At 71.1% G+C, this 17,604-nt stretch carries 16 protein-coding genes and 1 riboswitch; of the genes, 6 read left to right on the plus strand and 10 right to left on the minus strand.

Features of this window, described 5'->3' with window-relative positions:
* Positions 1-14: 14 nt before the first annotated feature.
* The 4 genes from STRCI_RS30050 to STRCI_RS30065 all read right to left on the minus strand — a co-directional run bounded on the left by STRCI_RS30050 (position 15) and on the right by STRCI_RS30065 (position 4,774).
* Complete coding sequence (locus STRCI_RS30050) at positions 15-695, minus strand: response regulator (protein ID WP_269662073.1); 681 nt, start codon at positions 693-695, stop codon at positions 15-17.
* Positions 692-2,365 carry an ATP-binding protein gene (locus STRCI_RS30055; RefSeq protein WP_269662074.1) on the minus strand — a complete coding sequence of 558 codons (1,674 nt, stop codon included), beginning with the start codon at positions 2,363-2,365 and terminating at the stop codon, positions 692-694. The genes STRCI_RS30050 and STRCI_RS30055 overlap by 4 nt, the downstream gene beginning before the upstream one ends.
* A gap of 153 nt (positions 2,366-2,518) precedes the next feature.
* Positions 2,519-3,463 (minus strand): sucrase ferredoxin, encoded by a 945-nt coding sequence (locus STRCI_RS30060; protein WP_269662075.1) that lies wholly within the window; start codon positions 3,461-3,463, stop codon positions 2,519-2,521.
* A 54-nt stretch (positions 3,464-3,517) separates the two neighbouring features.
* Positions 3,518-4,774 (minus strand): citrate synthase, encoded by a 1,257-nt coding sequence (locus STRCI_RS30065; protein ID WP_269662076.1) that lies wholly within the window; start codon positions 4,772-4,774, stop codon positions 3,518-3,520.
* 110 nt (positions 4,775-4,884) lie between these two features.
* Here STRCI_RS30065 and STRCI_RS30070 point away from each other — a divergent pair, with 110 nt between their 5' ends.
* The gene (locus tag STRCI_RS30070) at positions 4,885-6,057 is read left to right on the plus strand and encodes a citrate synthase/methylcitrate synthase (RefSeq protein WP_269662077.1); all 1,173 of its coding nucleotides are present in this window, start codon (positions 4,885-4,887) and stop codon (positions 6,055-6,057) included.
* Positions 6,058-6,085: 28 nt separating this feature from the next.
* On the opposite strand, the gene STRCI_RS30075 is transcribed toward STRCI_RS30070, so the two are convergent.
* From STRCI_RS30075 to STRCI_RS30090, 4 genes are all read right to left on the minus strand, one after another.
* Positions 6,086-6,817 (minus strand): DUF6082 family protein, encoded by a 732-nt coding sequence (locus tag STRCI_RS30075; RefSeq protein WP_269662078.1) that lies wholly within the window; start codon positions 6,815-6,817, stop codon positions 6,086-6,088.
* Between the two features lie 139 nt (positions 6,818-6,956).
* Entirely contained in the window at positions 6,957-7,202 is a 246-nt protein-coding gene (locus STRCI_RS30080) for a hypothetical protein (protein WP_269662079.1), read from the minus strand.
* A gap of 48 nt (positions 7,203-7,250) precedes the next feature.
* Positions 7,251-7,487 (minus strand): hypothetical protein, encoded by a 237-nt coding sequence (locus tag STRCI_RS30085; protein WP_269662080.1) that lies wholly within the window; start codon positions 7,485-7,487, stop codon positions 7,251-7,253.
* A gap of 227 nt (positions 7,488-7,714) precedes the next feature.
* Positions 7,715-8,221 carry a DUF6082 family protein gene (locus STRCI_RS30090; protein WP_269662081.1) on the minus strand — a complete coding sequence of 169 codons (507 nt, stop codon included), beginning with the start codon at positions 8,219-8,221 and terminating at the stop codon, positions 7,715-7,717.
* Positions 8,222-8,541: 320 nt separating this feature from the next.
* Between STRCI_RS30090 and STRCI_RS30095 the strand changes: the two genes are divergently transcribed.
* Positions 8,542-9,594: a CobW family GTP-binding protein gene (locus STRCI_RS30095; RefSeq protein ID WP_269662082.1), complete on the plus strand. Its 1,053-nt coding sequence runs from the start codon at positions 8,542-8,544 to the stop codon at positions 9,592-9,594.
* Here STRCI_RS30095 and STRCI_RS30100 read toward each other — a convergent pair.
* Positions 9,591-12,047, minus strand: a complete 2,457-nt coding sequence (locus tag STRCI_RS30100) for a DNA gyrase/topoisomerase IV subunit A (RefSeq protein WP_269662083.1) — start codon at positions 12,045-12,047, stop codon at positions 9,591-9,593. The genes STRCI_RS30095 and STRCI_RS30100 overlap by 4 nt on opposite strands.
* A gap of 301 nt (positions 12,048-12,348) precedes the next feature.
* On the opposite strand from STRCI_RS30100, the gene STRCI_RS30105 reads away from it, so the two are divergent.
* The 4 genes from STRCI_RS30105 to STRCI_RS30120 all read left to right on the plus strand — a co-directional run bounded on the left by STRCI_RS30105 (position 12,349) and on the right by STRCI_RS30120 (position 17,157).
* Positions 12,349-13,740 (plus strand): M16 family metallopeptidase, encoded by a 1,392-nt coding sequence (locus tag STRCI_RS30105; RefSeq protein WP_269662084.1) that lies wholly within the window; start codon positions 12,349-12,351, stop codon positions 13,738-13,740.
* Positions 13,737-15,125, plus strand: a complete 1,389-nt coding sequence (locus tag STRCI_RS30110; protein WP_269662085.1) for a M16 family metallopeptidase — start codon at positions 13,737-13,739, stop codon at positions 15,123-15,125. Before STRCI_RS30105 ends, STRCI_RS30110 begins: the two co-directional genes overlap by 4 nt.
* A 214-nt stretch (positions 15,126-15,339) precedes the next feature.
* A riboswitch (cyclic di-AMP (ydaO/yuaA leader) is annotated at positions 15,340-15,503 on the plus strand.
* 13 nt (positions 15,504-15,516) lie between these two features.
* A complete protein-coding gene (locus STRCI_RS30115) occupies positions 15,517-16,284 on the plus strand; it encodes a M23 family metallopeptidase (RefSeq protein WP_269662086.1) in 768 nt (255 codons plus the stop codon).
* A 186-nt stretch (positions 16,285-16,470) separates the two neighbouring features.
* Complete coding sequence (locus STRCI_RS30120; protein WP_269662087.1) at positions 16,471-17,157, plus strand: GntR family transcriptional regulator; 687 nt, start codon at positions 16,471-16,473, stop codon at positions 17,155-17,157.
* A 155-nt stretch (positions 17,158-17,312) separates the two neighbouring features.
* Here STRCI_RS30120 and STRCI_RS30125 read toward each other — a convergent pair whose 3' ends face one another.
* Positions 17,313-17,594 (minus strand): HPr family phosphocarrier protein, encoded by a 282-nt coding sequence (locus STRCI_RS30125; protein WP_030021209.1) that lies wholly within the window; start codon positions 17,592-17,594, stop codon positions 17,313-17,315.
* Between the last annotated feature and the right edge of the window lie 10 nt (positions 17,595-17,604).

Genomic DNA, 17,604 nt, shown 5'->3' on the forward strand with positions numbered 1-17,604 from the left:
CACCGGCCGTGCCCTCAGGCGCGGGTCGCCCACACGTAACGGTGTTCCGGGCGGCCCGCGTCGCCGTACTTGAGGGTGAGTCGCGCGCGGCCCGTGCGCTCCAGGAGCTTCAGATAGCGCTGCGCGGTCTGGCGGCTGACTCCGGTGCGCTCCGCGATCTCCTGGGCCGACAGGGGGCCTTCGGCGTTGATCAGGGAACGCCGTACGAGATCGGCCGTGGTGGGGGAGTGCCCCTTGGGCAGCCCCGGTTCCGAGGACGCGGACAGCGCGCCGAAGATGCGGTCCACCTCGGCCTGTTCGGCCTCGCCGCCGCTGTCGAGGGTGCGGCGCAGCTCCGCGTACGCCTCCAGCTTGGCGCGCAGCCCCGCGAAGGCGAACGGCTTCACCAGGTACTGGAGCGCGCCGTGCCGCATCGCCTCCTGGACGGTGGAGACGTCCCGGGCCGCGGTCACCATGATCACGTCGGTCTCGTGGCCGCGCCGCCGCATCTCCCGTACGACCGACAGACCTGTGTCGTCGGGCAGATAGTGGTCCATCAGGACCAGGTCCACCCGCGGCAGCTCCTCGACCCGGCGCAGCGCCTCCGCCGCGCTGTGCGCCGCACCGGCCACGTGGAAGCCCGGCACCTTCTCGACGTAGGCGGCGTTGACCTGGGCGACACGTGTGTCGTCGTCCACGACCAGGACCTCGATCATCGCGACTCCTCCTCGGCGTTCCGGTGGGCGGCGGGCCCGGTGAGCGCCGGTTCGGCGTCCGGCTCGGTCAGCGCGTCGGGCAGGACGACGGTGAACTCCGCGCCGCCGCCGTGCGCCTCGTCCACGCCGGCGGCGCCCCCCTGCCGTTCGGCGAGCCTGCGCACCAGGGAGAGCCCGATCCCGCGCTCACGATGGGCCGGAGCCTCCTTGGTCGACCAGCCCTCGGTGAAGATCAACTCACGTTGTCCGGCCGGGATTCCCGGACCGGTGTCCCGCACTCCGAGCACCACGGTGCGTCCTTCGGCCCGCAATTCGACCTCCACGCGCGCGTGCGCGGTTCCCCCGACCGCGTCCAGCGCGTTGTCCACCAGGTTGCCGACGATCGTCACGATGCCCCTGGGATCGATCAGGTGGTCCGGGAGCCGCGTCCGGTCCGACATCAGCAGTGCCACCCCGCGCTCGGCCGCCACGGTCGCCTTGCCGACCAGCAGCGCCGCGAGCAGCGGGTCCTTGATCTTCTCGGTGACCTGCTCCGCCGTCGCCCTGTGGTCGCCCACCACCTCGCCGACGAACTCCACGGCGTCGTCGTACATCTCCAGCTCCAGCAGCCCGAGCAGCGTGTGCATCCGGTTGGCGTGCTCATGGTCCTGGGCGCGCAGGGCGTCGATCAGCCCGCGCGTGGAGTCCAGCTCCCGGCCGAGCTGGTCCAGCTCGGTGCGGTCGCGCAGGGTGGCGACGGCGCCGCCGTCGTCGGTGGGCATGCGGTTGGCGATCAGGACGCGCTGTCCGCGCACGGTGAGCAGATCGGTGCCCGTCACCCGCCCGGCCAGCACATCGGCCGTACGGCCCTCCCCGAGCGCCTCGTCCAGGGAGCGGCCCATGGCCTCGTCGCCGATGCCGAGCAGGCGGTGCGCCTCGTCGTTGAGCAGGCGGATACGGCCCGCGCGGTCCAGGGCGACCACGCCCTCCCGGATGCCGTGCAGCATCGCCTCGCGCTCCGCCAGCAGCGCCGAGATATCGGAGAAGGCCAGGTCACGGGTCTGCCGGTGGACCCGTCGGGAGATCAGCCAGGCCGCCAGCGCGCCGACCGCGAGGGCGCCGCCCGCGTACGCCAGCAGCTCCGGGATCGCGTGGATCAGCCGGGCCCGGACACTGTCGTAGGCGATCCCGACCGAGACCGCGCCGACGATGTCGCCGTCACTGTCCCGCAGGGGCACCTTGCCGCGGGCGGTGCGGCCCAGGGTGCCGTCGTCGATCTCCATGACCTCATGACCGGCCAGGGCCTGTCCCGGGTCGGTGGAGACCGTCCTGCCGACCTCGTCGGGCGTGGGGTGCGACCAGCGCACACCCCGCCAGTCCATCACCACGACGTACTCGGCCCGCGTGGCCTCGCGGATCCGTTCCGCCTCCCGCTGGACCGGCCCGTCGGCCGTCGGTGGCGTGTTCACGACGTCCTCGGCGATCTGCGGCTCGACGGCGGTGGTCTGGGCGATGGCGAGGGCCCGGCGCATCGCCTGGTCGTCGAGCTGGTTGCCGAGCGGCGCGAGGAACAGGCCCGTCGCGAGCACCGCGACTCCCGCGGCGATGGCCACCTGCATCAGCAGCACCTGCGAGAACATCCGCCGCGGCAGGCCGAGGCGCAGGCGGCGTGCGGGGGGAGTGGGGCTCATACCCATGACGGTACGTGGGTGCGGCGGGGGCGCCGAGAGGGGTGTGGCCTGGATCTCTTGATCGGCGGGCTGGATCGTTTGATCGGCGGGCTGGATCTCGTGATCGACAGTGGATGAGTGATCCATGGTGGACGGGGCGGTCCACCATGGACGTCAGCTGGCCAGTGCCGTCGTGGTCGTCAACTCGTGCACCGCGACCACGTCCATCCGCGCGGGCGAGCCCAGCACCGAGGTCCCGCAGCTCTCCGCGCGGGGCGGCAGCGCGGCACCCTGGGTGACGACCACATGCCACTGGCGTCCGTCGCCGTGCGCGACGGTCACCGTCCAGCGGGGCGCCGCACCCTCCGTACGCACGACGCTCAGGGCGTCCGCCGCGTACTCGCCCACGGCCGTACGCACCGCCAGCTCGGCCGCCTGCCCCGGCCGCTCCCACGCGGAGTTCCCGCGGCAGCCCTCGACGACGATCCGCCCCTCCCGCGCGCGGTGGAGGATCTCCTTGACGGAGTGCGCCTCCGCCCGGCCGTAGGCGTAGCCGTACGGCAGGACCAGCAGGGTCGGGGAGAAGCGATGTCCGCCCAGATGGGTGACCTCCCAGACGCCGCCCACGCCGGAGGCGTCGAGTTCGGCCGCGAGGGGGCGGCCGAGGAGGGCGCAGCAGCGGTCCCGCTTGCCGTTGGTGCACACGAGCGCGAGCGGGTCGCCCGTGTGCGGGGCCGCCTGGAGCGCCGAGTCGAAGCCGCTGTGGTCGCCCTTGCCGAGCGTGGCGAAGTCCAGGTCGAGCAGTCGGCGCGGATCACGGAGCGTCGCGCCGTGCAGCCAGGCGTTCCCCGGAGTGGTGTGGGCGGCGTACACCTGCCGCGCGGTGGGCGTTCCGCGGTCGGCGTGGCGCCCGGGGCGGCGGATGAGCGCGATGCGCACGCCGGTGCCCTTGGCGGCCGACTCCAGGGCGCGGCCCAGCACGGGGTCCAGATGGCTGGACGTGAGCGCCTTGGCCCCCCACGGACCGGGCTGCTCCAGCAGCAGCCAGGTCTTCGCGGTGGCCGCGGTGCCCGCGATGGGCTCATCGAGGTCCCGGGAGTCACTCGAGCAGGTACTCACAAAGGTGAGCCTAACCTGAGTTGATCCAGAGTGGCTTCCCGATCCGCTCGTGTCCTACTCCGGCAGTGGTTGCGGCGGCCTCGGGCCGACATAGTGCCCGCTGGGGCGCATCCTCAGCGGGCGCTCGCCGTACTCCTCCAAGGCGTGGGCGATCCAGCCCGCCGTCCGTGAGACGGCGAAGACCGTCTCGCCCGCGGTGGCGGGCATGCCGCCGGCCACGGTGAACACGGCCAGCGCTAGGTCGACATTGGCGTGTAGCGGGGTGTGCCGGGCGGTCGTGGCGACGATGTCGCGGGCCGCCGCGAGGGCGGGCTCGGCCCGGGGGATCTCCTCCAGCAGCCCGAACAGCACCCGCGCGCGTGGGTCCTCGCCGGGGTAGAGCCGGTGCCCGAGGCCCGGGATGCGGCGGCCCGCCCGCAGTTCTTCGGCGATCACCGGCGCCGCGTCACCGCGGTCGAGGACGTCCAGCAGCATCCGGTGGGCCAGCCCGCTCGCCGCGCCGTGCAAGGGGCCCTCCAGGACGCCCAGGCCCGCGGAGACGGCCGCGTAGGCGTGCGCGCGGGCGGACGCGGCGACCCGCACGGCCAGCGTCGACGCGGCGAGGTCGTGGTCGACGAGCAGGGCCAGGGCGGTGTCCAGGGTGCGCAGCGACGCCTCGTCCGAGGGGAGGCCGCTGAGCCGGGCCCACAGCCGGTGGGCGAGCGGGCCCGTGTCGCGGTGGCCGCGCCGGACCGGCGGCAGCGCGGCGACGAGGGTGGGGATCAGGGCCCGCGCGGTGCCGAGTACGGCCTCCTCGGACAGGTCGAAGCGCAGCGGGTCCGCGGTCGCGGCGGCGATGGCGGCGACCCTCAACCGGTCGGTGGGGCCGGTGTGTTCCGGCAGCGCGTCGACGGCGCGACGGGCCGCGGCGACCGTGGCCTCAGGGGCGGAGAAGCCGATGCCGGGGCGGAGTTGCCCGGTCCACAGCCACTCGGCGACCTCTTCGTAGGAGTGGCGGACGGCGAGTTCGGCCGCGTCGACACCCCGGAAGTAGTACCTATCCTTGTCGATGAACGTGATGCGGGTCCGCACCGACAGCTCGCTTCCGGAGCCCGAAGTGCCGCCGCTCTCCCGCCGGTTGCGCCGGGCGAGCTCCTCGACCTCCTTCGCGTCGAAGGTGCTGCCCCGGCCGCTCGGCACCCGTCGGCTGCTGAGCTGACCGCGGCTGACGTACGCGTACACGGTCTCGGGCTTCACGCCGAGCAGTTCGGCGGCCTCCTTGGTGGTCAGCCGCCGGGTCGTGTGCCCGGAGCCGGGCTCTTGATCGCGCATGGAGGCCACCGTATCCGCTGGACGACGCATTGACTGATGTATTGATTCAATCAACATTGACAGATTCTCAGTCAAGCATGGACAGTCGAATCAAGTCCAGGGAGGAAATCATGTCCGTCAACAGGTCGGCCACCACTCTCATCGAGGCGCCGCGAGGGCTCGCGGGCGTCGTCGTCACCGACACCGCCATCGGGGACGTCCGGGGGCTGGAGGGCTTCTACCACTACCGCCAGTACTCCGCCGTCGAACTCGCGCAGACCCGCGCCTTCGAGGACGTCTGGCATCTCCTGGTCCACGGCGAACTGCCGGACACCGGACAGGCCGCGGCCTTCGCCGCCGAGACCGCCGCGCTGCGGTGCCTGCCCGACGAGGTCCGCGCGGTGCTGCCCGCCATCGCCGTGGCGAGCGCGAGCGCCGGCGGCTCCGGACCGCTCGCCGCCATGCGCACCGCGCTGTCCCTGCTCGGCGAGGTGCGGGGCTTCCGCCCGGTGTACGACATCGGCGCGAACGAACGCCGCCGGGACGCGCTGGCCGCGGCGGCCGCCGTACCGACGCTGCTCACCGCGCTGTACCGGCTCGGGCGGGGGCTTGAGCCGGTCGAGCCGCGGGAGGATCTGTCGTACGCGGCGAACTACCTGTGCATGTTGACGGGTTCGGAACCGGATCCCGTGCGGGCCAGGGCCGTCGAGCAATACTTGATCTCAACCATTGATCACGGCTTCAATGCATCAACCTTCACGGCGCGGGTCATCGCCTCCACCGGAGCGGACGTGGCGGCGTGTCTCGTGGGAGCCGTGGGCGCGCTGTCCGGCCCCTTGCACGGCGGCGCCCCCAGCAGGGCGCTCGACACCCTCGACGCGATCGGCACGCCCGACCGCATCGACCCCTGGATCCGTGAACGCGTCCTCGCCGGTGACCGCATCATGGGCTTCGGCCACGCCGTCTACCGCACCGAGGACCCCCGCTCCCGCTTGCTCCGCGAGATCGCCCAGCGCTTCGGCGGCCCGCGCGTCGACTTCGCCGTGGAGGTCGAGCGCCAGGTCGAGACGATCCTCGCCGACCTCAAACCCGGCCGCGAACTCCACACCAACGTCGAGTTCTACGCCGGCGTGGTCATGGAACTCTGCGGCCTTCCCCGCGACATGTTCACCCCCACCTTCGCGGCGGCCCGCGTCGTCGGCTGGAGCGCCAACATCCTGGAGCAGGCGGAAGACCGCAAGATCATCCGCCCGGCGGCCCGTTATGTGGGGCCGGGGGCACCGGTGGCGGTGCCCGCCGCGTGACGGACCGGCACGGTCCACAGGGCCGACGCTAGGCGCCCGCGCCCGCGCCCGCTCCCGCCCCGGCTCCGGGCCCCGGCGGATCGCCCCCGCGCGTCTCGGCGATGGCGCGCTCGAACAGCCGGAACATGCGCCCCTCGTCGGAGTCGGGAGGCAGGGCCGCCTTCAGGGAACGTGAGGCGGTCCAGTAGCTGCGGAAAGCGGGGCTGCGCACGATGTCCCGGGCCTCGTGCAGGAGATCGTCCTCCGACCGGTCGCCCCATTGGAAGGCGAGTAAAAGGTGGCTGTAGGTCAAGTTGGCGTAGAGATGCTGCTTGATGACCGAATGGGGCTGTCCGGGGAAGTCGTTCCACACTTCGGTCAGGGAGGGGTCGTCCATCTGCATCTGGGTGAGCTGGACGTGGAGCCCCCGCAGGTCCGCCGCCGCGCTTCGGCGAAGTTCCGCCCGTGAGGCGACCAACTCCTCCCGCTGGAGGGCGAGTTCCCGGCGCTGGAGCTGAAGCTCACGCTGCTGGAAGAGCAGCGTGGTGACCAGCAGAAGCAGGGCGAGGCCGGAGAAGACCGCGCTCACGGCGCCGAAGTAGTCCCCGAGAACGCTGCGTTCGGCCGCGGTCCGTCGGTCTCCGTTGACGCGCTCCACGCCGTCGATGAGCCAGCCGCTGACCACGACGGACGCGGCGCCCACCAGGGCCACTCCCGCTCCGGCCGTGGTCAGCCAGATACCGCCTCTGACCGCTGAACGCCACGCGGAAACCCCTGCCACGCCAGCCTCCCCCCGGATCGGCCCGGACATCCTGCCCGTACCGCACGAAGGGAAAACGCCGAGCGGCGAAGGGCCTGCCGCAGCCGCGCGGCAGGCCCGGAACTCGCTGCCTCGCCAGGGGCGAGCGGCCCCGGCGTCCTCAGGCGGCTCTGTCGAGGCTCTCCAGAGCGCTGAGGAGGGTGTGACGAGGTATGACCACCAACGTCTTGCCCGAGGGCAGCCGGCGTTGGCTGATCATCGCCTTCGGTGGGGTTCCGATGATGGCGATGAGGTCGCCCTCGGACAGCACGAAGACGGCGGGACAGGTCCGGCCAGTGGTGCATCGCTCCTCCTCGGGAGGCGAGTCGATGCGGCGGACTATGCGGAGACGGCAGGAAGCTTCCACGGTCGACGTCCTAGGAAGTGATGGCTGGGGGGCAGATCGGGCGTTGGCTCAGGAGTCGGGGATGTCCCGCTTCGCGCGAAGGAGCGTCTCGCGGGTGATCACCACGATCCGCTCGTACTCGGCTCGCCCGGCGTCCGGCGGCAGCTTCCCGTCGAGTTCCTCGGTGACATCCGTCCCGATGACGGCGAAATCACCGTCCTCCAACTCGAAGATGTCCGGGCAGGTCTGGCCGGACGCGCTTCCGCGCTCGCGAGGAGTCGCACCGAGTCGGCGCACGATCTTCACAGGGGGATACCGCCTTATGGCTCTGGATGATGGGGTGCCCTCCGAGCCTGGCCTGACTGTCTGGTGTGCCGACAGGGCGATCTCTCCGAGCGCGCTGGTGTCCGTCGGAGCGCCCGGAGAGGGGCAGGGAGAAAGATAGCGACTCCGATGCGCCAGTGGCGGGAGATACGAGTCGGCGTGTGAGTGAAGTAGTCCGTCTGCCCTTGACTAACCGTGCTTTCCGCTGGTTATGACGGTTTATCAGGTGGATCGCCGACCACCCACCACTCGTCGCTGTCCGATTCGGCGAGCTCCTGGACCAGGTCGTCCATCATCCGCCCCAGCGCGAACTCCTCCGACGTGTCGGGCAGGCTCTTGCGGTGATGCCGGGTGGCCTCCCAGTACTCGCGGAACACCGGGTTCTGGCACATGACCCGCAGATGCCCGTGCAGCTCGGCCAGGGTGACGGCGCCGATGCGGTGGAAGAACAGGGCGTTGACGTAGAGGGCGTTGGCGAAGAGGTACTGGCGCTGTTTGTCCAGCGGGATGTCGGCTTCGTAGGTGTCGAGGACCGCGGCCAGTGCCGGATCGTCCATGGCCTTGCACAGCAGGTCGAAGTGGAGCCGGTGCTGTTCGATGAGGGCAGCCCGCTTGCGGTGGTGCGAACCGGTCGTGGAAATGAAGCGGGTCACCGCCGTGACCCGTGCTTTGACCAGTGCGCCGAGCGAGCGCATCCCCGAAGTCTGTGTGGCCATGTCAACCCCCGAATCAGGCGGCCGTCCGCCGGTCGTCGGGGTGCGGGTCGACTGAAGGGGACCGGCGAGCGGTGGGCGGCGCTTGCCGTCTCCCAGGGTGCCGAGCGGCTCTGATCGGCAGGGAGGCGGAGAGGAGGCGCACGGAGGGAAGCGAGGGTCGCACAGTCCGGCGCCATGCCCAACGTCTGCCCCGCAAGTGCTGCTAACAATCGTTCACTTCGCCCGGTTTCTTGCGGCTCGTATCCTGGACCGGCATTGATTCTTCGTACGCGCGCCGGGACAAGAGCCGGTGCACGCGTCGGTGTGAGAGAGGTCGCTCGTTGCCCAGCCGTACCGCGCAGCAGATCCCGGTCGTCGTCCTCGCCGGCTTCCTCGGCTCCGGCAAGACCACGCTCCTCAACCACCTCCTGCACCGCAGCGGAGGCAGCCGGATCGGAGCGATCGTCAACGACTTCGGGGCCATCGAGATCGACGCCATGGCCGTGGCCGGCGCCCTCGGCGACTCGACCGTGGCCCTCGGCAACGGCTGCCTGTGCTGCGCTGTCGACGCCAGTGAACTCGACCTCTACCTGGAGCGGCTCGCCGCGCCCGCCGCGGGCATCGACGTCATCGTCATCGAGGCCAGCGGCCTCGCCGAACCACAGGAACTGGTCCGCATGGTGCTCGCCAGCGAGCATCCCGGCATCGTCTACGGCGGTCTCGTCGAGGTCGTCGACGCCGCCGAGTTCGACGACACCCGCGCCCGGCACCCCGAGCTCGACCGGCACGTCGCCCTCGCCGACCTCGTCGTCGTCAACAAGACCGATCGAGCGGAGGAGCCCGAGCGGGTGCTCCGGCTCGTCGGTGAGCTTGCCGAGCGCGCCGCCGTCGTACCCGCCACCTACGGGCGCATCGACCCCGAGTTCCTCTTCGACTGCCGGCCCGGCGAGGAGCGCGTCGGGCAGCTGTCCTTCGACGATCTGCATGAGCACGGGCACGGTGACCATGACGGGCATCTGCACGCCGCGTACGACAGCGTCTCGTTCGTCTCCGGCCGGCCCCTCGATCCGCGCTCGCTCATGAGCTTCCTCGACAGCCGTCCCGAGGGGCTCTACCGGATCAAGGGGTACGTCGACTTCGGGCCGCACGACGCCGGTAACCGGTACTCCGTGCACGCCGTCGGGCGGTTTCTGCGGTTCTACCCGGAGCCCTGGGCGCAGGGCGCCGACCGTCTCACCCAGCTCGTCCTCATCGGCTCCGGCATCGACGCGCCCGCCCTCGCCAAGGAGCTGCAGGGGTGCACGAGCGACGCCCCGCACGCCGATGAACACGGCATGTGGGGCGTCCTGCGCTATGTCCGGGGCTCCGAGGACGAGCCCGGTCCAGGGGCCTAGACCGGACCCGCCACCACCCACACCGTCTTCGCCAGCGACACGCCCGAGCCGTCGCGGCGCGGGTCCATCTCGGGCAGTTCGGCCGGTGTGCCGTTCTTCTGCGCCGCACGGGCCGGTACGGCGCCCGCCCAGGCCAGCGACAGACAGTCCTCGCCCTTCAGGAACCGCTGGCAGCGGACACCACCGGTGGCCCGGCCCTTGCGCGGGTACTGGTCGAAGGGGGTCAGCTTGGCCGTCGTCTGCACCGAGTCGTCCAGCGTGCCGCGCGAGCCCGCGACGGTGAAGACGACGGCTTCGGCCGCCGGGTCCACCGCGGTGAAGGAGATCACCTTCGCACCGTCGGTGAGCTTGATCCCCGCCATACCGCCCGCCGGACGGCCCTGCGGACGCACCTGCGAAGCCTGGTAGCGCAGCAACTGCGCGTCGTCCGTGATGAAGACCAGGTCCTCCTCGCCGGTGCGCAGCTCGATCGCGCCGACGATCCGGTCACCCTCCTTGAGGGTGATGACCTCCAACTCCTCCTTGTTGGACGGGTAGTCCGGCACCACGCGCTTCACCACACCCTGCTCGGTGCCGATCGCCAAGCCTGGTGAGGACTCGTCCAGCGTGATCAGGCAGACCACCGTCTCGTCGCCCTCCAGGGAGACGAACTCCGACAGCGGCGCACCGCCCGCGAGGTTCGGCCGGGACGCCGTGTCCGGCAGGGTGGGGAGGTCGACGACGTTGATCCGCAGCAGCCGGCCCGCGGACGTCACCGCGCCCACCTCGCCCCGCGCGGTGGCCGGGACCGCCGAGACGATCACATCGTGCTTGGTGCGCTTGGCGTCACCGTCCTCCGCGAAAGGGTCGCCGTTCGACGTACGGGCCAGCAAACCCGTCGAGGACAGCAGCACCCGGCACGGGTCGTCGGCCACCTGGAGCGGTACGGCCGCCACCGGGGCGCCCGCCGCCTCCAGCAGGACGGTACGCCGCTCGGTGCCGAACTTCTTGGCCACCGCGGCCAGTTCGGCGGAGATCAGCTTGCGCAGCTCGGCGTCCGAGTCCAGGATCCGGGTCAGCTCCGCGATCTCCTCGTTGAGCCGGTCCTTCTCCGCCTCCAGCTCGATGCGGTCGTACTTGGTGAGCCGGCGCAGCGGGGTGTCCAGGATGTACTGCGTCTGGATCTCCGACAGCGAGAAGCGCTCCATCAGGCGCTCCTTGGCCTGCGCGCTGTTCTCGCTGGAGCGGATCAGGCGGATGACCTCGTCGATGTCGACGAGCGCGGTGAGCAGGCCCTCCACCAGGTGCAGGCGGTCGCGGCGCTTGGTGCGGCGGAACTCGCTGCGGCGCCGGATGACCTCGAAGCGGTGGTCGAGGTAGACCTCCAGCAGCTCCTTGAGGCCGAGAGTGAGGGGCTGGCCATCGACCAGAGCGACGTTGTTGATGCCGAAGGACTCCTCCATCGGCGTCAGCTTGTAGAGCTGCTCCAGGACGGCCTCCGGCACGAAGCCGTTCTTGATCTCGATGACCAGGCGCAGGCCGTGCTCGCGGTCGGTGAGGTCCTTGACGTCGGCGATGCCCTGGAGCTTCTTCGAACCGACCAGGTCCTTGATCTTGGCGATCACCTTCTCCGGGCCGACCGTGAAGGGCAGCTCGGTGACGACCAGGCCCTTGCGGCGGGCGGTGACCGTCTCCACCGACACCGTCGCGCGGATCTTGAAGGTGCCGCGGCCCGTCTCGTAGGCGTCCCGGATACCGGCCAGGCCGACGATCCGGCCGCCCGTGGGCAGGTCGGGGCCCGGGATGTACTTCATCAGGGCGTCCAGATCCGCGTTCGGATAGCGGATCAGGTGGCGGGCGGCCGCGATGACCTCGGAGAGGTTGTGCGGCGGCATGTTGGTGGCCATGCCGACCGCGATCCCGGAGGAGCCGTTGACCAGGAGGTTGGGGAAGGCGGCGGGCAGCGCCACCGGCTCCCGCTCCTGGCCGTCGTAGTTGGGCGCGAAGTCGACCGTGTCCTCGTCGATCGACTCGGTCATCAGGCTCGTCGCCGCGGCCTGCCGGCACTCGGTGTACCGCATGGCGGCCGGCGGGTCGTCATTGCCCAGCGAGCCGAAGTTGCCGTGGCCGTCGACCAGCGGCAGACGCATCGAGAACGGCTGGGCCATGCGCACCAGCGCGTCGTAGATCGACGCGTCGCCGTGCGGGTGCAACTTGCCCATGACCTCGCCGACCACGCGCGCGCACTTCACATAGCCGCGGTCGGGGCGCAGGCCCATCTCGTTCATCTGGTAGACGATGCGCCGGTGCACCGGCTTGAGGCCGTCACGGGCGTCCGGCAGGGCGCGCGAGTAGATGACCGAATACGCGTACTCAAGGAAGGAGCCCTGCATCTCGTCCACGACGTCGATGTCGAGGATCTTCTCCTCGAACGAGTCGTCGGGCGGCGGGGTCTTCGTGCTGCGGCGGGCCATCGCTGCCAAGGCTCCTTTGTCTTCGTGCTCGCTTGCTGGGCGCGCGCACCGGATCTGACGCGGACCATTGTGGACCGCGGCACTGACATCCCGGACCAGGACCCGGCGTCGGCCGTGCGGACCGGTGCGGAGAGTGACCTCCGCTCACGACTGCCCGCAGGCTACGCGATCCGATGCCGGCATCCGCCCTCGGCGTACGCAGTCCGGGAACTTCGCCGACGCCGCGCACGCTTGCATACAGTGGCAGGACCGGCAGGAAAGCCGCGGTTTCGAGGACCGCGCCGCGATCGAAGGGACGCACATGCCCATGGGTCACACGGCCACAGACCAGGCAGGCACCGGGGGCCTGACAGCGACCGAGCACCGCCTGGCCAACGGCCTTCGCGTGGTGCTCTCCGAGGACCACCTGACCCCGGTCGCGGCGGTGTGCCTCTGGTACGACGTCGGCTCACGTCACGAGGTCAAGGGACGTACCGGCCTGGCTCACCTTTTCGAGCACTTGATGTTCCAGGGCTCCGCCCAGGTCAAGGGCAACGGCCACTTCGAGCTGGTGCAGGGCGCCGGCGGCTCGCTCAACGGCACCACCAGCTTCGAGCGCACCAACTACTTCGAGACCATGCCCGCCCACCAGCTGGAGCTCGCCCTCTGGCTGGAGGCCGACCGCATGGGCTCCCTGCTCGCCGCCCTGGACGACGAGTCGATGGAGAACCAGCGCGACGTCGTGAAGAACGAGCGCCGCCAGCGCTACGACAACGTCCCCTACGGCACGGCCTTCGAGAAGCTGACCGCGCTGGCCTACCCGGAGGGCCACCCCTACCACCACACGCCGATCGGCTCGATGGCCGACCTGGACGCGGCGACCCTGGAGGACGCGCGCGCGTTCTTCCGCACGTACTACGCCCCGAACAACGCCGTGCTGTCGGTCGTCGGTGACATCGACCCGGAGCAGACGCTCGCCTGGGTCGAGAAGTACTTCGGCTCGATCCCCGCCCACGACGGCAAGCCCACCCCGCGCGACGGCTCGCTGCCGGAGATCATCGGCGAGCAGCTGCGCGAGGTCGTCGAGGAGGAGGTCCCCGCGCGGGCGTTGATGGCCGCCTACCGTCTCCCGGAGGACGGCACGCGCGCGTCCGACGCGGTCGACCTGGCGCTCACCGTCCTGGGCGGCGGCGAGTCCTCCCGCCTGTACAACCGGCTCGTCCGGCGCGACCGTACGGCCGTCGCCGCCGGGTTCGGGCTGCTGCGTCTGGCCGGTGCGCCCTCCCTGGGCTGGCTGGACGTGAAGACCTCCGGCGACGTCGAGGTCCCGGTGATCGAGGCCGCCATCGACGAGGAGCTCGCCCGGTTCGCGGCCGAGGGCCCGACGGCCGAGGAAATGGAGCGCGCCCAGGCCCAGTTGGAGCGCGAATGGCTGGACCGGCTCGGCACCGTCGCGGGCCGCGCCGACGAACTGTGCCGCTACGCGGTGCTGTTCGGCGACCCGCAGCTCGCCCTCACCGCCGTGGGCCGGGTGCTGGACGTGACCGCCGAGGAGGTCCAGGAGATCGCCAAGGCCCGGCTGCGCCCCGACAACCGCGCGGTGCTTGTCTACGAGCCGACCGTCCCCATGGAGACCGTCGAGGAACCCACCGAGGACCTGGAGTCCGCGGCCACCGTGGAAGCAAGCGACGAGAACGAGGAGACGGCCAAGTGACCGAGCTCGCCCCGATGGAGTTCCACCCCCAGCCCCAGGCGGGTGAGGCGAAGGTCTGGGCCTTCCCGGCGCCCACGCGCGGGACCCTCGACAACGGCCTGACCGTGCTGCGCTGCCACCGCCCCGGCCAGCAGATCGTCGCCGTCGAGGTGCTCCTGGACGCCCCCCTGGAGGCCGAGCCGGCCGGCCTGGACGGCGTCGCCACGATCATGGCGCGCGCCTTCTCCGAGGGCACCGACAAGCACACGGCCGAGGAGTTCGCCGCCGAGCTGGAGCGCTGCGGCGCCACCCTCGACAGCCACGCCGACCACCCCGGCGTGCGCCTCTCCCTCGAAGTGCCGGTCTCCCGGCTGCCCAAGGCACTCGGACTGCTCGCCGACGCCCTCAGGGCGCCCGCGTTCGCCGACAGCGAGGTCGAGCGGCTGGTCCGCAACCGCCTCGACGAGATCCCGCACGAGCTGGCCAACCCCTCCCGGCGCGCCGCCAAGGAGCTGTCCAGGCAGCTCTTCCCGGCGACCGCCCGCATGTCCCGCCCGCGCCAGGGCACCGAGGAGACCGTCGAGGCCATCGACTCCGCGGCCGTACGCGCCTTCTACGAGCGGCATGTGCGCCCCGCCACGGCCACCGCCGTGGTCGTCGGCGACCTCACCGGCACCGACCTGGACGCGCTCCTCGCCGACACCCTCGGCTCCTGGACCGGCTCCTCGGCCGAGTCGCGGCCGGTGCCCCCGGTCACCGCCGACGACACCGGCCGGATCGTCATCGTGGACCGCCCCGGAGCCGTCCAGACGCAGCTGCTGATCGGCCGCGTCGGACCCGACCGGCACGACCGCGTGTGGCCCGCGCAGGTCCTCGGCACGTACTGCCTCGGCGGCACCCTCACCTCCCGCCTGGACCGCGTCCTGCGCGAGGAGAAGGGCTACACCTACGGCGTGCGCTCCTTCGGGCAGGTCCTGCGTTCCGCCCCCGACGGCAGCGGCGCGGCGATGCTCGCCATCAGCGGTTCCGTCGACACGCCGAACACCGGTCCCGCCCTGGAGGACCTGTGGAAGGTGCTGCGCACCCTCGCCGAGGGCGGGCTCACCGACGCCGAGCGGGACGTCGCCGTGCAGAACCTGGTCGGGGTGGCGCCGCTGAAGTACGAGACGGCGGCCGCCGTGGCGAGCACCCTGGCCGACCAGGTCGAGCAGCACCTGCCCGACGACTACCAGGCCACGCTGTACCGCCGGCTCGCCGAGACGGGCACCGTGGAGGCCACCGCGGCGGTCGTGAGCGCCTTCCCGGTGGACCGTCTGGTGACGGTGCTGGTCGGTGACGCGGCGCAGATCAAGGAGGCCGTGGAGGCCCTTGGGATCGGTGAAGTCACCGTCGTGACGGCCGAGTAGACACCTCCTCGGATGTGAACGCGCGGTCACGCGCGTGTGGGGCCCTGGTGACGGAAGCGCCACCAGGGCCCCTTTATGTCCGAATTGGGGGAGAGGTTGCCTGTCTGACCTGTGGCATGCGCTACAAAAACAGTGATCCGTTTGGGAATTGAAAGTTGCCCCGATTAGCGTCATGCGGGCTGTCCGTCAGGCAGTGCGCCGCGACCGCGGCACCGGACAGTCATCGCCGAGTCCCCCTACGGCGCGAGCCAGGGGAGCCGGGGACCCACCGCAGTCCCTGGGGTGAATCGGGCGCCCGCGCGTAGTGCGAGGGGGTCCGTAGGAGACCTTCCTGCTCCGAACCCGTCAGCTAACCCGGTAGGCGAGAAGGAAGGAAAGGACCAGCCACTACATGGCGTTCACCCGCGCCACCGGGAAGCACCGCCGTCCCAGCCGGATGCAGCGCACGACCGCCCGCGCGGCGGGCGTCGCGGCCCTCACCACCACCGGCGTCGTCGGCACTCTCGCGGCCGCCCCGGCGCTCGCCGCCGAGGTCCCCGCGGAGCAGACCGGTCTCACCCCCGTGATCACCATCGGTGACTCGGTAGCCGACCAGATCGACGCCCAGGCCGCCGCGCAGCAGCAGGCGGCCGTCGAGGCGGAGGCCAAGAAGGAGGCCGAGGAGGCCGCGCGCAAGCGGGCCGCCGAGGCCGCCGAGGAGGCCCGCGAGGCCAAGGAGCGCGCCGCCCGTGAGGCCGAGCGCAAGCGCCTGAACACCTTCGTCTCCCCGATCTCCGGCTCCTACGTCTCGACGAGCTACAAGGCCGGCGGCGCCGTCTGGTCCTCCGGCAGCCACACCGGCATCGACTTCCACGCCTCCAGCGGCACCTCCGTCCACTCGGTCGGCACGGGCACCGTCGTCGAGGCCGGCTGGGGCGGTGCCTACGGCAACCAGATCGTCATCCGGATGCATGACGGCACGTACACCCAGTACGGGCACCTGTCGTCGATCGGTGTCGCGGTCGGCCAGAGCGTCACCCCGGGCCAGCAGATCGGCCTGTCCGGTGCCACCGGCAACGTCACCGGGGCGCACCTGCACTTCGAGGCCCGCACGACCGCGGAGTACGGCTCGGACATCGACCCGCTCTTCTACCTCCGCTCGCACGGTGTGAGCCTCTGACGGCATCCGCCACCGCTTACCGGAACCCCGGCTCCCAGAGTCGGGGTTTTCGGCTTTTACCGGGCCCTGTTGTCCAAAAAATATCCATGGATTCCGGCCCGCCATCGGAAATTCCCGCTCATTGCCATAGAGTCGATGAACACGTCAGCCATCGACGTTTCACGGGGATTAAAGCGGAGGTCGGTCATGCGTGTTCCGGCGCAGTCGGTATGCACGGCGATCCGGGACGACATCGTCGCCGGAGTCCACGAGCGCGGCGGCCGGCTCACCGAGGAACTGCTCGCCCGCCGCTACGGTGTCTCGCGCGTCCCCGTCCGGGAGGCCCTGCGCACACTGGAGGCGGAGGGCTTCGTGGTGACCCGGCGGCACGCGGGCGCGTGTGTCGCGGAACCGACCGAGCAGGAGGCCGCCGACCTGCTGGAAATGCGCGGCCTGCTGGAGCCGCTGGGCGCCGCCCGCGCCGCCCAGCGGCGCACCGAGGCGCATCTGAAGGTGCTGCGCGGCCTGGTGAGGCTCGGTCAGGAGCGGGCCAGGAGGGGCAACAGCGAGGATCTGCGCTCGCTGGGCAGCTGGTTCCACGAGACGCTCGCCCAGGCCTCCGGCAGCCCCGCGCTGACCTCGATGCTGACCCAGCTGCGGCACAAGATCGCCTGGATGTACGCGGTGGAGGCGCCCGCCAGCCCCGTGGAGGCGTGGGCGGAGCACGGCGCGATCGTGGACGCGGTGGCGCGCGGCGACAGCGAGCGCGCGCGGGCGATCACGGCCATGCACACCGAGCGCGCGAACGGCGCGCACCGGCTGAAGCTGTCCGCGGGACCGGAGCGTGTGAGGAATTCGCAACATCCCGTAAACATGTCGGGTCAGCCGTATTAACACGCGCGCCGTATACAAAGAGGCAGTAATTCGCGGGGGATTATTTCTGCTGCCCGAATTCGGAAATGGCGATCGCCCGGCGGGAAAGGCGAAGGGCCCGCCCGATAATTCGGACGAGCCCCTCGGGAAGCGGCGAGTGCCGCGTGCGCACTGGCTCAGACGGTCTCGGGGAGTTCCTCGAGGCCCTCGGCGACCAGCTTGGCCAGCCGGTCCAGGGCGGCGTCCGCGCCCTCGGCGTCGGAGGCGAGCACGATCTCCTCGCCGCCCTGGGCACCCAGGCCCAGAACGGCCAGCATGGAGGCCGCGTTGACGGGGTTGCCGTCAGCCTTGGCGATCGTCACCGGGACGCCTGCGGCCGTGGCGGCTCGGACGAAGATGGAAGCGGGGCGGGCGTGGAGGCCCTCGGCCCAGCCGACGTTGACGCGGCGCTCAGCCATGTGATGCTGC

It is taken from the genome of Streptomyces cinnabarinus, assembly GCF_027270315.1.
Taxonomy (GTDB): domain Bacteria; phylum Actinomycetota; class Actinomycetes; order Streptomycetales; family Streptomycetaceae; genus Streptomyces; species Streptomyces cinnabarinus.

Coding starts and splice junctions, on each gene's coding strand:
- STRCI_RS30050 (WP_269662073.1), bottom strand. CDS start 695: ATGATCGAGGTCCTGGTCGTGGACGACGACACACGTGTCGCCCAGGTC.
- STRCI_RS30055 (WP_269662074.1), bottom strand. CDS start 2,365: ATGAGCCCCACTCCCCCCGCACGCCGCCTGCGCCTCGGCCTGCCGCGG.
- STRCI_RS30065 (WP_269662076.1), bottom strand. CDS start 4,774: ATGCGCGATCAAGAGCCCGGCTCCGGGCACACGACCCGGCGGCTGACC.
- STRCI_RS30070 (WP_269662077.1), top strand. CDS start 4,885: ATGTCCGTCAACAGGTCGGCCACCACTCTCATCGAGGCGCCGCGAGGG.
- STRCI_RS30090 (WP_269662081.1), bottom strand. CDS start 8,221: ATGGCCACACAGACTTCGGGGATGCGCTCGCTCGGCGCACTGGTCAAA.
- STRCI_RS30100 (WP_269662083.1), bottom strand. CDS start 12,047: ATGGCCCGCCGCAGCACGAAGACCCCGCCGCCCGACGACTCGTTCGAG.
- STRCI_RS30105 (WP_269662084.1), top strand. CDS start 12,349: ATGCCCATGGGTCACACGGCCACAGACCAGGCAGGCACCGGGGGCCTG.
- STRCI_RS30115 (WP_269662086.1), top strand. CDS start 15,517: ATGGCGTTCACCCGCGCCACCGGGAAGCACCGCCGTCCCAGCCGGATG.
- STRCI_RS30120 (WP_269662087.1), top strand. CDS start 16,471: ATGCGTGTTCCGGCGCAGTCGGTATGCACGGCGATCCGGGACGACATC.
- STRCI_RS30125 (WP_030021209.1), bottom strand. CDS start 17,594: ATGGCTGAGCGCCGCGTCAACGTCGGCTGGGCCGAGGGCCTCCACGCC.